Below are 15,379 nucleotides of genomic sequence, written 5' to 3' on the forward strand. Positions count from 1 at the left end.
CGTCCAATGATGTTCGGGGCGGGGCCTGGTCGGGAGATGCCGCCAGCAGCCCCTGATGATCTCGAAAGGCGTGCAATCGTCAAAGGTGTTCGGGGGGAGGGCTGCTGATGCAGAAGTCAGTTGGAGGGTGGGAGTTCGCGGGGGCCGCGGCGGCCGAGGAGTTGGCGTTTCTTCGGGGCGGACAGTTTGTCGTGGCGATCGGCGTCGGGCAGGGGTGTGCTCTGCGGGGCGGGGGATTCCGGCAGGGCCGAATAGTGTGGCTGCTGGGTGTAATCCGCGTCGACGACGGTGGCGGCGATGTGGTGGGACTGCGGGGAGTTCGGGGGCAGTTGGTAGCCGGTTTGGGGGGCGGTCATCGCGGGGGCGTGTGAATCTTGGGTGTCCACTGTGACTTTGCGGGTGCGGCGCAGGGTGAAGGTGATTTCCTCGACCTCTTCGAAGGCCTGGCGGGCGGTGCGCAGCGGGTGGGTCGCGGTGTCGATGGCGTTCGCGACGAAGGACGGGACCAGGGGGCGGATGAAGCGGGCGGCGGTGTCGGAGAACGGAACCTGGCCGATGATCGGCAGTTCCAGGCCGCCGTACTTGGGCGCAGGGGACTGGTGCGGCACGAGTTCGCCGGTGCGGGCGAGCGGCTGGGGGGAGACGGTGGCGGGCAGGTTGGAAGACACGGTGCTGTCCTTTCCGGCCGGAAGTTCGGCGGGTCGCGGGGCTGGCCCGAGGCGCTCGGGTTCGTTGACGCCGATCTCCAGTCCGCCGAGGGCGGCGATGACGCGTGTGCGCTGGCGCTCCCGATCGATGGCGGTGTCGGCTTCGGCGGCCAGGCGGGCGGCGGTGAGTTGCTGTTCGGCGCGCAGGTTTTCGGCCTCGGCGCGGACTTCGGCCTGTTTGACGGCGATCGCCGCGTCGGCGGCGCGCTCGGCCTCGTCCTGGACCGTGCGGAAGGCGTTGTGCCGATCGAAGGAGGTGCTGCCACGCCACCAGCGCAGGATCAGCGGCAGCAGGGCCAGCAAGGTGAACGCCACGACCGTGAGCAGCCACAGCAGCAGCGCGCCCGCGCTGCCGAAGGCGTGGTCGTGCACGGCGAGCCAGCGCGCGCCCAGGCCACGATCGGCGTCGGTGAACGCCGCGGATCGGGCTGCGGCGGCGTCCTTTTCCTCGTCGGCGATCCGCTGGTCGGCCGCGTTGATCCGGTCTTGTGCGGCGGTCAGCTGCCGGCGCGCGTCGCCGAGCATCTCGTTGGCGGTGCGGGCCTCGGGCCCGTTGCCGGGCACGCCGGTGATCCTGGTCTGCGGGCATTCCGGGGTCGGATTGAATTCGCACCGCGCGATGACGAGCAGTCGATCGATGTCGGCCTGCGCCTTGGTGATCGCCTGGTCCAACGCACTGCGGTCGGCCCGCGCACTGTCGAGGTCGGTGCGCGCGGCCACGACCGCGGGCGCTGAATCGACGCCGCGCTGGGCCTTCTCGTCCAGCAGCCGGTCGACGGTCCCGCCGAACAGCACGGTGCTCGCCAACTCCGCGATCAGCACCCCCGCCAGCACCGCGACCCCGATCCGGGCGAGCTGCCCACTCCGATCGGGTGTGCCGCCGGGCCGGACGGTGGCCAGCGCCCGGCCGACCACCCCGGCCAGCAGGGTGACGACGAGCGCGACCGGAACTACAGCGACCAGCGACCAATCGGCCGCGACGAGCGCGAGCGTGGTGACCGCTCCGGCGACCACCGCGAACAACGCGACGACAGCACCGGTGACGGCGTAATTGGAGCGTTCGTGTCGATAGACATCAGGCCGATCGGGGTCGTCCCACCGCAGACCCCCGCCGAGCCAGGTGAACAAGCCGGTGACGGTCATGGGATCTCACATCCTCTTATGGCGTCAGGCGAAACTGTCACAGATTCGTTGTGACAGCGTGACAGGCACTCGCCCGACACACCGAGCGCGCGGCCAGGGTTGTGGGCAGCCTCACAATCGGCCGGGGAACCGCCGCTCCGGCAGTGGATTTCGCGGCTGAAGGGGTGTGCCAGGGGTGCTCTGCGGGGTTGCGCGGCCTTCGGCGGCGAGCTGTGGGGAATCCCACCTAAATCGATAGCTGAGAATGTGCTGTCAGCCACAGGAGGTGAAAGAGTCCGGACGGTCGGATTCGGCTCCGATGCTCGTCACACCTCGTGTCGGAAATGTCTCAGCCGGTTCCGCAGCGAGGTAGCGGCCGCTGCCTGGTTTGTCGATCGAGAGCGCGGGGAAATCCACTTCGATGCAGGTCGGAAGGTGGATCCGGATGGGTCCACAAGCTGGCGAACATCAAGTTTCCGCTGGTTGACACCCCGGAGCTGGGAATCGATCGGTCCGCACCCGCTGCTTTACACTGGACAACGCGCACGAGTTGGAGGACCGCATGAAGAAGCCCAGCTAGACCTGGTTATTAGTCAAACCTAAGTTGGTTGGGCCCCGGACCTGACTTATCGTTTGCTCTTACGCCGAACACAAACTGGTCGGCTGTATCGCCCGCACGGTTCACCCAGCCGGTGCCCCAGCGTAGCGGGCGACACCCGCAAGGAAGTTAGGAACTAGTAAGAGTTCCGTTACTTCTGAGCACCCCACACCAATGCGGGTGGACAACTGGAGACGTGACTGCACGCCGGACCATCAGCGCGGCTGGATTCGGAACGTACGGGCGCAGTCTTGACGTAGGCGTTCGATCGGAAAGGCCATTTCTTCTTCGAAGGCCGACTTTTCTTGAAGGCAGAGGCATGACGCAACTTCCTGGCCACAGGTCCCCTGGACCCATCGGGCTCTATGACCCGGCGAACGAACACGACGCCTGTGGTGTCGCGTTCGTCGTCGACATGCACGGCCGCCGCAGCCGCGACATCGTCGACAAGGCTATTACGGCTCTGTTGAACCTGGAGCACCGTGGTGCTGCCGGCGCCGAACCGAACTCCGGTGACGGTGCGGGCATCCTGCTGCAGGTCCCGGACCGATTCTTCCGCGCCATCGTGGACTTCGAGTTGCCGGCGGAAGGCGCCTACGCCACCGGCATCGCGTTCCTGCCGCAGGCCCGTCGAGAAGCCGCGCGCGCCGCCTACGGCGTGGAGAAGATCGTCAAGGAAGAGGGCCTGGAGGTCCTCGGCTGGCGTGAGGTTCCGATCGACGAGTCCTCGCTGGGTGCGCTGGCCCGCGACGCCATGCCGACCTTCCGGCAGATCTTCATCGCCTCGCCCAAGGACGCCGCCGAGCAGCTCTCCGGCGTTGCCCTGGAGCGTCGCGCCTACGTCATCCGCAAGCGGGTCGAGCACGAGCTCGGCAAGGCCGGCGCGGGCGAGGGCTCGACCGGCAAGGAGTCGGTGTACTTCCCGAGCCTGTCCGGCGAGACCTTCGTCTACAAGGGCATGTTCACCACGCCGCAGTTGCGTGCCTTCTACCTGGACCTGCAGGACGACCGCGTCGAGTCGGCGCTGGGCATCGTGCACTCCCGGTTCTCCACCAACACTTTCCCCTCGTGGCCGCTGGCGCACCCGTTCCGCCGGGTCGCGCACAACGGTGAGATCAATACCGTCACCGGCAACGAGAACTGGATGCGTGCCCGCGAGTCGCTGCTGAACTCCGACGTGTTCGGCACCGATTCGGCCGGCAAGAACCGCCTGGAGAAGATCTTCCCGGTCTGTACCCCGGGCGCTTCGGACACCGCGCGTTTCGACGAGGTGCTGGAACTGCTGCACCTCGGTGGCCGCAGCCTGCCGCACGCCGTACTGATGATGATCCCGGAGGCGTGGGAGCGCTCCGAGAACATGGACCCGCAGCGGCGCGCGTTCTACGAGTACCACTCCTACCTGATGGAGCCGTGGGACGGCCCGGCCTCGGTCTGCTTCTCCGACGGCACCGTCGTCGGCGCGGTGCTGGACCGCAACGGCCTGCGCCCCGGCCGCATCTGGGTGACCGAGGACGGCCTGGTCGTGCTGGCCTCCGAGGTCGGCGTGCTGGACATCGACCCGTCCAAGGTGGTCCAGAAGTTCCGACTACAGCCCGGCAAGATGTTCCTGGTCGACACCGCCCAGGGCCGCATCATCAGCGATGACGAGTTCAAGTCGCAGCTGGCCGCCGAGCACCCGTACCAGCAGTGGCTCGACGAAGGCGTCACCAAGCTCGGCGATCTGCCGGACCGCCCGCACGTGCACATGTCGCACGACCGGGTGCTGATCCGGCAGCAGATCTTCGGATACACCACCGAGGAGCTGAACCTGCTGATCTCGCCGATGGCGAAGAACGGCATGGAAGCGCTCGGCTCGATGGGCACCGACACCCCGATCGCGGTGCTGTCGTCGCGTCCGCGCCTGCTGTTCGACTACTTCTCGCAGCTGTTCGCGCAGGTCACCAACCCGCCGCTGGACGCCATCCGCGAAGAGGTCGTCACCAGCCTGAAGCGGGCCATCGGCCCCGAGGCCGACCTGCTGCATCCGAGCCCGGAGTCCTGTAAGCAGATCGCCATCGAGGGACCCATCCTCGACAACGACGAGCTGGCCAAGCTCGTGCACATCAACGACGACGGCTCGCATCGCGAGCTGCGTTCGGTCGTGGTGCGCGGTCTGTACCCGGTCAAGAAGGGCGGCAAGGGACTTCGCAAGGCGCTCGAGGCCATCAACACCCAGGTGTCGGCAGCCATCGACGGCGGCGCGCGGATCATCGTGCTGTCCGACCGCGAGTCCAACGAGAAGCTGGCGCCGATTCCGTCGCTGCTGCTGACCGCGTCGGTGCATCACCACCTGGTGCGTGAGCGCACCCGCACCAAGGTCGGTCTGGTCGTGGAGGCCGGTGACGCCCGCGAGGTGCACCACATGGCCCTGCTGGTCGGTTTCGGCGCGGCCGCGATCAACCCGTACATGGCCTTCGAGACCATCGAGGACCTGCTCGAGCGCGGCGCGCTGGAAATGCCGGACAGCACCGGCGATCACGCCGCCGACTTCCGCAAGGCCGTCGCGAACTTCAACAAGGCCGCCGGCAAGGGCGTGCTGAAGGTGATGTCCAAGATGGGCATCTCCACCGTCGCCTCCTACAACGGCGCCAAGCTGTTCCAGGTGATCGGCCTGTCGCAGGATCTGGTGGACGAATACTTCACCGGCCTGAACTCGCCGCTGGACGGTATCGGCCTGGACGAGATCGCCGACGACGTGGCGGCCCGGCACCGGGTGGCGTTCCTGGAGAACCGCAACGAGCGCGCGCACCGCGAGCTCGAGGTCGGCGGTGAGTACCAGTGGCGGCGCGAGGGTGAATACCACCTGTTCAACCCGGACACCGTGTTCAAGCTGCAGCACGCGACCCGCACCGGTCAGTACGGCATCTTCAAGGAGTACACCAAGCTGGTCGACGACCAGTCCGAGCGTTTGGCTTCGCTGCGCGGTCTGTTCAAGTTCAAGACCAAGAACCGCGCGCCGATCTCCATCGACGAGGTCGAGCCGGCTTCGGAGATCGTGAAGCGGTTCTCCACCGGCGCGATGAGCTACGGCTCCATCTCGGCGGAGGCGCACGAGACCCTCGCGATCGCGATGAACCGGCTCGGCGGCCGCTCGAACTCCGGTGAGGGCGGCGAGCATCCGGCCCGCTTCGAGGTCGAGGAGAACGGCGACTGGCGCCGGTCCGCGATCAAGCAGGTGGCTTCCGGCCGCTTCGGCGTGACCTCGCACTACCTGTCGAACTGCACCGATATCCAGATCAAGATGGCCCAGGGCGCCAAGCCGGGCGAGGGCGGCCAGCTGCCCGCGCACAAGGTGTACCCGTGGGTCGCCGAGGTGCGGCACTCGACGCCGGGCGTCGGTCTGATCTCGCCGCCGCCGCACCACGACATCTACTCGATCGAGGATCTGGCGCAGCTGATCCACGATCTGAAGAACGCGAACCCGCAGGCGCGGATTCACGTGAAACTTGTCGCGGAGCCGGGCGTCGGCACCGTCGCCGCGGGTGTCTCCAAGGCGCACGCCGACGTGGTGCTGATCTCGGGCCACGACGGCGGCACCGGCGCCTCGCCGCTGACCTCGCTCAAGCACGCGGGCGGTCCGTGGGAGCTCGGCCTGGCCGAGACCCAGCAGACGCTGCTGCTCAACGGTCTGCGCGACCGCATCGTGGTGCAGGTCGACGGTCAGATGAAGACCGGCCGCGACGTCGTGATCGCCGCGCTGCTCGGTGCGGAGGAGTACGGTTTCGCGACCGCGCCGCTGGTGGTCTCGGGCTGCATCATGATGCGGGTCTGCCACCTCGACACCTGCCCCGTGGGTGTCGCGACGCAGAACCCGCTGTTGCGCGAACGCTTCACCGGCAAGCCGGAATTCGTCGAGAACTTCTTCATGTTCATCGCCGAAGAGGTCCGGGAACTGCTGGCGTCGCTGGGCTTCCGCACGCTGGACGAGGCCATCGGCCGGGTCGACATGCTCGACACCGCCAAGGCCAAGCAGCACTGGAAGGCGAGCAAGCTGGACCTGTCGCCGATCCTCGACGATGTCGAGACGGCGTTCATGTACCAGGATCGCCGCTGCACCAAGACCCAGGACCACGGCCTGGACAAGGCGCTGGATCAGCAGCTGATCACCCAGGCGCGCGACGCTCTGGAGCGCGGCACCCCGGTCAAGTTCGAAACCAAGATCACGAACGTGAACCGGACCGTCGGCACCATGCTGGGCCACGAGGTGACGAAGAACTTCGGTGGCGTCGGCCTGCCCGACGACACCATCGACATCACCTTCACCGGTTCCGCGGGCAACAGCTTCGGCGCCTTCGTCCCCGCCGGCATCACGCTGCGGGTGCAGGGCGACGCGAACGACTATGTGGGCAAGGGTCTTTCCGGCGGCCACCTCAGCGTGCGCCCGGCGGTGAACGCTCCAGCCGACTTCAAGGCCGAAGAGAACATCATCGCGGGCAACGTGCTGCTGTTCGGCGCGACCAGCGGCAAGGCGTTCCTGTCCGGTGTCGTCGGTGAACGGTTCGCGGTGCGCAACTCCGGCGCCACCGCGGTCGTCGAGGGCGTGGGCGACCACGCGCTGGAGTACATGACCGGTGGCAAGGTCGTCATCCTGGGTGAGACCGGCCGTAACTTCGGCGCCGGTATGTCCGGCGGTGAGGCCTACGTCTACAACCCGAACGGCGCCTTCGCCGAGCGGGTGAACCCGGAACAGGCCGGCGCCCTGGAGGAGCTCACCGATGAGGACCGCACCTTCCTGCGCGACATCATCGCCGAGCACCGTGCCCAGACCGGTTCGGCTGTCGCCGAACGCATCCTGACCGATTGGGCCAAGGAATCGGCCCACTTCGTGAAGGTCATGCCGCGTGAATACAAGAAGGTTTTGCTCGCGATCTCCGAGGCCGAAAAGAACGGCGCGGACGTGAACGAGGCGATCATGGAGGCGGCTCGTGGCTGATCCACAGGGATTTCTGAAGCACACCAAGCGGGAGCTCCCCACCCGCCGTCCGGTGCCGCTGCGCCTGATGGACTGGAAAGAGGTCTACGAAGAGGGTTTCGAGAAGGACACCCTCAAGCGTCAGGCCAGCCGCTGTATGGACTGCGGTATCCCGTTCTGCCACAACGGCTGTCCGCTCGGGAACCTGATTCCCGAATGGAACGACCTGGTCTTCAAGGGTCAGTGGCGTGAAGGCATCGACCGGCTGCACGCGACCAACAACTTCCCGGAGTTCACCGGGCGGCTGTGTCCCGCGCCGTGTGAGGCGTCCTGTGTCCTGGGCATCAACCAGGATCCGGTGACGATCAAGCAGGTCGAGGTCGAGCTCATCGAGAACGCCTTCGACGAGGGCTGGGTGACCCCGGTCTACCCGACCCGCCTCACCGGCAAGAAGGTCGCCGTCGTCGGCTCCGGCCCGGCCGGCCTGGCCGCCGCGCAGCAGCTGACCCGCGCCGGCCACACCGTGACCGTGTACGAGCGCGCCGACCGCATCGGCGGCCTGCTGCGCTACGGCATCCCGGAATTCAAGATGGAGAAGCGCTTCATCGATCGCCGGATGGCGCAGATGGAGGCCGAAGGCACCATCTTCAAGACCGGTGTGAACGTGGGCGTCGACATCACCGCCGAGCAGCTGCGCGAGCAGTTCGACGCGGTCGTGCTCTCCGGTGGCGCCACCCTCGCCCGCGATCTGCCGATCCCGGGCCGCGAGCTGGACGGCATCCACCAGGCGATGGAGTTCCTGCCGTGGGCCAACCGGGTGCAGCTGGGCGACGATGTCACCGATGCCGAGGGCCTGCCGCCGATCCACGCGCGCGGCAAGAAGGTCGTCATCATCGGTGGCGGCGACACCGGCGCGGACTGCCTGGGCACCTCGCACCGGCAGGGTGCGGCGAGCATCCACCAGTTCGAGATCATGCCGCGCCCACCGGAGGAGCGTGCCGGTTCCACCCCGTGGCCGACCTACCCGCTGATGTACCGGGTGTCCTCGGCGCACGAGGAGGGCGGCGAGCGCGTGTTCTCCGTCAACACCGAGCGTTTCGTCGGCGAAGACGGCAAGGTCACCGGCCTGCAGGCGCACGAGGTGAAGATGGCCAACGGCCGCTTCGAGAAGGTCGAAGGCACCGACTTCACCCTCGAAGCCGACCTGGTGCTGCTCGCCATGGGCTTCACCGGACCCGAGAAGCCGGGCCTGCTCGAGGATCTCGGCGTCGGCTACGACCAGCGCGGCAACGTGCAGCGGGACAAGAACTGGGCCACCAACATTCCCGGCGTCTTCGTCGCCGGTGATATGGGCCGCGGCCAGTCGCTGATCGTGTGGGCCATCGCCGAAGGCCGCGCCGCGGCCGCCGCGGTGGACAACTTCCTGGAAGGTGAGACCGCGCTGCCGTCGCCGGTCACCCCGACCATGGTCGCTCAGCGCTGACCTGAACGAATCGCCAAGGGCGCCTGCGGACTCGAGTCCGCAGGCGCTTTTGCTTTCCGGAAGCGACTCTGATGGAGTGATCTTCATCGGAAATCGGACATGCCGGTCCTGTTTGCGTGGCGCGCACGGCGGTTGGGCTTTAGTGTGATCAGCGGCGTGCTGCGGATCTTTGGGATGTGAGAGTTTTCGCAGTGCTATACCACCGGGTTAACTATGTGGTTACTCGGCGTGCACTAGTGAGTCATCCGCCGAGTTCAACATTGTTAGCGGCAACTTGTCGGGGAGCGCCCTCCACAAGAGGGCAGGTTTGAACTGGAGCAGTATGCAACTGAAAAAGGTTGTCGCGGCACTCGGTGCTTCCGCGACGATTGCGTCCGGCTTGATGTTCGGCAGCGGCGCCGCGGCGGCGGCTCCCGGTTGCCCGAGCCTGTATGTGGTGGCGATCCCCGGCACCTGGGAGACGGGGCACGACAAGCCGCCCGGCCCAGGCATGCTGTCCGGTGTCACCAGAGGACTACCGTCCAACACCGACGTCGACTACGTGAGCTACGCGGCGACCGCCTTCCCTTGGGAAGGTGAGGTCTACGGCAACTCCAAGAAGGAAGCCGTCGGCAACGCGCGCGGACTCATCGGCCAGATGGCGGCCCGGTGTGGTGCGACGAAGTTCGCTCTCGTCGGCTACAGCCAGGGTGCCGATGCCGCGGGTGATCTGGCGGCCGAAATCGGTACCGGGTTGAGCGTGGTCCCGGCCGACCGCGTCGCCGGAGTCGGCCTGATCTCCGATCCGCGGCGTTCGCCGACCGACGTGCAGGTCGGTCCGTACGCGCACGGCGCGGGCGCGGGCGGGCCGCGGGTTGGTGGATTCGGCTGGCTGTCCGACCGGACTCGGACGATCTGCGCGGTTGATGATCTTTACTGTGCGACGGCTACCGATGACTTCGTTACCCGGTTTGCCGGGTGGCTGGCGCAGAGTTCGGAGGCGAATCCGGCGAACATCTGGCGCTACCAGCTGGAGGCCGGGGCCATCATCAGCGATTTGATGGCGCACGGCGGGGTTCCGGCTTTGCAGGCGCAGCTGACGGATTCGGCCAACCAGGAGCGGGCGCGGAGCTTGGAAGAGTTCTACAAGTCGCAGGCGCATCACCTGTACGGCAGTTATTCGGTGGGTGGCGGCCAAACCGCAATCTCCTGGATGCGCAACTGGCTTGCAGGTATGGCTTGATCACCAGGCCGAACCCTCGCTGACGCTCGGGTTTCGGCCTGGCGATCTGCTTCGAGGTGACTCCGAGTTCGCAAGCTCACTCGGAGTGCGCACAGTCCCGGTGAACCGGTTGGGGCGCGCACAGCCCGGTGGATCCGTTGGAGCGCGCTGAGTCCCGGTGAACTTTGTTGAAGGCCCGCCTGCCCCGAAAGGGGAGGCGGGCCTTTGTTGTTCCTGGTTGTTGTTAGCTGCTGCCGGCGGAGCCGGTGGAGGGGCGGTGGTGGAGGTGGAGGGTTGGGCCTTGTTCGGGGCCCTCTCGGTATTCGACGCGGGGGCCGCCGGGGTAGGGGAGGGCGGGGACGGCGTTGGCGCCGGGGCCGGGGATGATGATGGTTTGGCTGTGGTCGGGGCCCGGGCCCGGGCGGGTGGGGAGGGCGGGGAGGCGGCGGTCGGAGACCGCGGCGGCGTCGGGGGAGGCGGTGGTGATGGTTTCGGCTTCGAATTCGACGGGGGCGTCGGTGGGGGTTTGGGCGTTGGCGGTGACGGCGAGGGTGCTGAGGGGGATGGTTACCAGGGCGCCGGCTACTACGAATTGGGCGGCGCGGCGGCGGAAAGTTGTGTTGGTACGCACGTCGGTTTCCTCTCTCTGGGGTGGGGGAGCGCCCTGCGGCGGCTCACCGGACCCATCAAAGGGCTGGAGGCTGGGATGACGGTGCGATGAAGCTGGCAATCAGCTGGGAGTGGTCAGGTCAGGTTGCGGGGTAGCAGGTCCCAGACGTGGCCGTTTTCGTTGACGGTGGCGGCGGTGCGGCGGCCGGTGCGGGAGAACAGGATTCGGGTGATCGAGCAGTAGTCGATCGGGAAGGTCAGGGGGCGGGCCAGGCCGAGGACCTCTTGGAGCAGCACGTTGATTACGCCGCCGTGGGCGAAGGCGACGACGGTGTCGGCGGGGTCGGTGGTCGCGGCGATCTCGGTGATGGTGTCGCGGACGCGCTGGATGAAGGCGGGGCCGTCGATCTGTTCGGGGAGGTGGCCGGCTTTGATTCGCTCGTAGGTGGCCTGGAATTCGGTCTTCGCGTCCTCGATCGGGATGTAGACCGGCAGGTCGCGATCGTATTCGGCGAGGTCGTCGATGACTTCGACGGGCAGGCCGAGCTTGGTCGCGAGGGGGGCGGCGGTGTCGCGGGCCCGGCGCTGCGGGCTGCTCAGGATCCGGCTGACGCGGTGCTGGCTCAGGGCGGCGGGCACTCGTTCGGCCTGCTCCTGCCCGATCGGCGACAGCTCCGGATCGGCCGGGCCGGTGGCGTTCACGACGCGGAGCGGCTGGGCGTGGCGGACGAGGATCAACTGCACACCCCCACTCTGCCGCAAGCGGGCAAACAGAACCGGCCCGGGTCGCGTTGCGCGATCCGGGCCGGTCGAGTCTGCAGCCGGGGAGGCTAGTTCTTCTTGCTGCGCTTGTAGAGCAGGTAACCGCCGAGCGCCAGCGCGATGACGATGAGCAGGCAGATGAGACCGAAGATCAGGCCGCCGCCGCCCTTGCGGCCCTTCTTCTTGGCGGCGAGCTCCATGGCCTGGGTGTAGGTGTCGGACGCCAGCAGGGTGTCCGGGTTGGCCCACACCGCATGGTCCAGCAGGCTCGCGTTGGTCAGCAGGTCAAGGTACATAAGTCCATCCCCATCTCGAAGGTGAAACGGCCTCCTCCCGGGGCCGAGTTTCCCACACTAGACGGTGCATTCGTCCGGTGTGCGTAGTTCTCCGATGCGAAATCTCACTCTGAAATCTACGCGTAGTCGTTAACGTTCATCGTGGTTTCACCAATGGGAAGGGCAGCGTTTCGCGAATGCTTCGCCCGGTGATGAGCATGACGATTCGATCCACACCCATCCCCAGGCCGCCGGTCGGCGGCATCGCGTGCTCCAGGGCTTGCAGGAAATCCTCGTCCAATTCCATGGCTTCGGGATCGCCATTGGCCGCGAGCATCGACTGTTCGGTGAGGCGGCGGCGCTGCTCCACCGGATCGGTGAGTTCGCTGTAGGCCGTGCCCAATTCGACGCCCCACGCCACCAGATCCCAGCGTTCGGCCACGCCCGGGATCGAGCGGTGCGCGCGGGTCAGCGGGGAGACCGAGGTCGGGAAGTCGATGTAGAACGTGGGCTCCTCGGTGCGCGATTCCACCAGGTGCTCATACATTTCCAGGACGACCTGGCCGGTGTCCCAGCCGTGCTGATAGGGCACCTCGGCTTTGTCGCAGTGCGCGCGCAGGTCCTCCAGCGTTGTCTCCGGGGTGATTTCGGCGCCGATCGCCTCCGACACCGCGCCGTGCACGGTCTTCACCGTCCAGTTACCGGAGATGTCGATTTCGTCGAAGGTCCCGTCTTCCGCGCCGGGCCGCAGCGCGACCATCTTCCCGTTGGCCGCGACCGCCGCGTGCTGGATCAGCTGCCGGCAGGTGTCCATCATCCGCTGGTAATCACTGTGTGCCTCATAGGCTTCCAGGATCGTGAACTCCGGGTTGTGGCTGAAGTCCACGCCTTCGTTGCGGAAGGTGCGGCCCAGTTCGAAGACCTTCTCCATGCCGCCCACGCAGAGCCGCTTCAAATACAGTTCGGGCGCGATCCGCAGGTAGAGATCCAAGTCGTAGGCGTTGATGTGGGTGACGAACGGGGTCGCGTTGGCGCCGCCGTGCACCTGCTGCAGGATCGGGGTCTCCACCTCGAGATAGCCGAGACCGTTCAGGGAATCCCGCAGCGAGCGCACCACCGCGCTGCGCTTGGCCAGGATCTCCCGGGTCTCCGGGTTGATCGCCATGTCGACGTAGCGCTGGCGCACCCGCGCTTCCGGATCGGCGAGGCCTTTCCACTTGTCCGGCAACGGATGCAGGCATTTGCCGTTCATCCGCCAGTCCGCGGCCAGCAGGGATAGCTCGCCCTGCCGGCTGGTGCCGATCTGACCGCTGACCTCGATCAGGTCGCCGAGGTCGAAGAATTCGGTGAACTCGGCGCTGCGTTCCGCGCCGACCCGGTCCCGGTCGATGACCAGCTGGATGTCGTCGGACCAGTCCCGCACCACCGCGAAGATGACGCCGCCGTAGTCGCGAATCCGCAAGAGCCGGCCACAGATTCGGACCGTGGTGCCGCGCGGTGAACGCCGGGCGGCGGCCACGGTGTGGGTCGGCGGGTAGGCGGTCGGGTAGGCGTCGACGCCCGCGGCGTTGAGCCGGTCCAGCTTGTCCATGCGCACCCGGACCTGCTCGGGGCGACGCGGGAACTGTTCCTCCGCTTCGAGTTCCGGCGGCTCCGGCGGACTGCCGTCGGCGTGCAAACCGGTCATGGTCGCGGGGACGGCGCTGTGCAGACCGGTGTGGACGATGGTTTCCGGGTCGCGCCCGAAGCGCGGCAGGAAGCCCTCGGCCAGCGCGCTCGCGATGGCGACGCGGGGCAGGTGTCTGCGCTCCTCGAACAGGAAGAACCGTGGCACCCAATGCGGCTGGTACTTCACGTTCGAGCGGTACAGCGCCTCCAGCTGCCACCACCGCGAGAAGAACATCAGCACACCGCGCCACATCCGCAGCACCGGCCCGGCGCCGATCCGCGCGCCCTCCTCGAACACCGAGCGGAACACCGCGAAGTTCAGCGACACCTTGGTGATGCCGTGCTGCTCGGAGGTCAGCGCCAGCTGGGAGATCATCAGCTCCATCACGCCGTTGGGGCCGTGCGGATCCCGGCGCATCAGCTCCAGCGAGGCGCCGGTGCGGCCCCAGGGCACCAGCGACAGCATGCCGAGCACGTCGTCGTGACTGTTCACCGCTTCCACGAGCAGGCAGTCGCCGTCGAGGGGATCGCCGAGCCGGCCCAGAGCCATGGAGAAACCACGCTCGGTTTCGGTGTCCCGCCAGGCATCCGCCCGCGCGATCACCTGCTGGAACTCTTCGGCGGGGATATCGCGGTGCCGCCGGATCCGCACGGTCACACCGTGTTTGCGCAACCGGTTCGCGGCTTGGCGGACCTGTTTGAGCTCCGGCCCGGCCAGCGAGAAACCGCGGGTGTCGAGGATCGCTTCGTCACCGAGTCGCAGCGCCGAGAGCCCGGCCCGGCGGAAGGCGGTCGCACCTGTCTCGCTGGCGCCCATGACCGCCGGCGCCCAGCCGAATTGGTCGGCCTGCCGCAGCCAGGCATCGATCGCCTGCGGCCAGGCCTCGCGGATGCCGATCGGGTCGCCACTGGCCAGGCAGACACCGAGTTCGACGCGATAGGTGATCGCGGCCTTGCCGTTCGGGGCGAACACCACCGCCTTGTCGCGGCGGGTGGCGAAGTAGCCGAGCGAGTCCTCGACATCGGAGCGTTCCAGCAGCCCGCGGATCGCCGACTCGTCGGTGCCGGTCATCGCGTTGTCCGCGCGCTGCGAGCGCAGCAGCACGATCACCGCCGCCAGCAACGCGGCCGCGCCGAACAGGCCGAGCAGGAAGTTCACGAATTGGTGTGGGCGGCCGTCGAAGTGCTCGTTGTCCACCAGCACCGCGGCCGTCACCCGGTAGACCGCCCAGCCGGGACGCTGCCAGCCCGTCGGCAACGTGCCGGGGAACAGTTCCACCAGACCCCAGCCGAGCAGGCAGCCCGCCGCGAGTCCCCCGGCGAGCACGCCCAGCGCTTTCCAGCCCGCGCCGGAACGCACCCGGGTGTAGAACTCCCGCCACGACGCCAGCAGCAAGCCCAGCACGATGACGTGCACGACCAGCGCCACCAGCGCGTGCATGCTGCCGCTGTCGGCGAATTCGAGGGCGTTGGCGACCGACCACAGCACCGTGTAGCCGACGAGCAGCCACCAGGCGATGCGTTTGCGGCTGGCCACCGCACCGGCCAGCAGTCCGACGATGAGCGCCCACATGAGGTTCGTGTCGGGCGCGTCGATGTAGTAGTCGTCGATGTAGTGCCGCGGCGTGTGGGTCAGGAACCGGAAGCCGGGGGACAGACTCCACAGAAAACAGACAACCGCGAACACGCCGAGGGTCGTCGCCGCGATGTGCGGGACGTCGGTTAGGCGTCCGTGGCCGCGATGGGGGATGGAAGGAGGCGCAGCCGGCGGGGTGGGTGAACTCTGTGGGATAGGTCTATTCGATCTTTCAGGCGGGTGTTCTGTGGTGCGGTGCTCGCCTTGCGTGGAAGTCACCGAACCAGTGTGCTGGATCCGCACGACGAACCCTCGCTGGCGCTCGGGTGCGTCGTGCGGATCTGGCTCGAGGTGTTGCCGGATTCGCTTCGCTCAGCCGGTTCTCGGCGCGTCGCATACGCGTGTCAGTCGGCACGGCGGGGGTGGG

The 15,379-nt window shown here is 67.3% G+C and carries 8 protein-coding genes; 3 read left to right on the plus strand and 5 right to left on the minus strand.

What is annotated here, in order from left to right:
• Positions 1-116: 116 nt before the first annotated feature.
• A complete protein-coding gene (locus tag IBX22_RS17765) occupies positions 117-1,850 on the minus strand; it encodes a DUF4407 domain-containing protein (protein ID WP_194816662.1) in 1,734 nt (577 codons plus the stop codon).
• Between the two features lie 896 nt (positions 1,851-2,746).
• Between IBX22_RS17765 and gltB the strand changes: the two genes are divergently transcribed.
• The 3 genes from gltB to IBX22_RS17780 all read left to right on the plus strand — a co-directional run bounded on the left by gltB (position 2,747) and on the right by IBX22_RS17780 (position 10,083).
• The gene (gene gltB / locus IBX22_RS17770; protein WP_194816663.1) at positions 2,747-7,399 is read left to right on the plus strand and encodes a glutamate synthase large subunit; all 4,653 of its coding nucleotides are present in this window, start codon (positions 2,747-2,749) and stop codon (positions 7,397-7,399) included.
• A complete protein-coding gene (locus IBX22_RS17775) occupies positions 7,392-8,861 on the plus strand; it encodes a glutamate synthase subunit beta (protein ID WP_194816664.1) in 1,470 nt (489 codons plus the stop codon). Before gltB ends, IBX22_RS17775 begins: the two co-directional genes overlap by 8 nt.
• A gap of 322 nt (positions 8,862-9,183) precedes the next feature.
• Entirely contained in the window at positions 9,184-10,083 is a 900-nt protein-coding gene (locus IBX22_RS17780) for a cutinase family protein (protein WP_194816665.1), read from the plus strand.
• A gap of 223 nt (positions 10,084-10,306) precedes the next feature.
• Here the strand turns inward: IBX22_RS17780 and IBX22_RS17785 are convergent, their stop codons facing one another.
• The 4 genes from IBX22_RS17785 to lysX form a co-directional block, all read right to left on the minus strand.
• The gene (locus IBX22_RS17785) at positions 10,307-10,693 is read right to left on the minus strand and encodes a hypothetical protein (RefSeq protein WP_194816666.1); all 387 of its coding nucleotides are present in this window, start codon (positions 10,691-10,693) and stop codon (positions 10,307-10,309) included.
• 113 nt (positions 10,694-10,806) lie between these two features.
• The gene (locus tag IBX22_RS17790; protein ID WP_194816667.1) at positions 10,807-11,415 is read right to left on the minus strand and encodes a histidine phosphatase family protein; all 609 of its coding nucleotides are present in this window, start codon (positions 11,413-11,415) and stop codon (positions 10,807-10,809) included.
• Between the two features lie 86 nt (positions 11,416-11,501).
• Positions 11,502-11,729, minus strand: coding sequence for a hypothetical protein (locus IBX22_RS17795; RefSeq protein WP_194816668.1), 228 nt, complete (start codon positions 11,727-11,729; stop codon positions 11,502-11,504).
• A gap of 136 nt (positions 11,730-11,865) precedes the next feature.
• The gene (gene lysX, locus IBX22_RS17800) at positions 11,866-15,168 is read right to left on the minus strand and encodes a bifunctional lysylphosphatidylglycerol synthetase/lysine--tRNA ligase LysX (protein WP_194817766.1); all 3,303 of its coding nucleotides are present in this window, start codon (positions 15,166-15,168) and stop codon (positions 11,866-11,868) included.
• Positions 15,169-15,379 lie beyond the last annotated feature (211 nt).

The organism is Nocardia sp. XZ_19_385 (assembly GCF_015355755.1).
In the GTDB taxonomy this organism is placed as follows: Bacteria; Actinomycetota; Actinomycetes; order Mycobacteriales; family Mycobacteriaceae; genus Nocardia.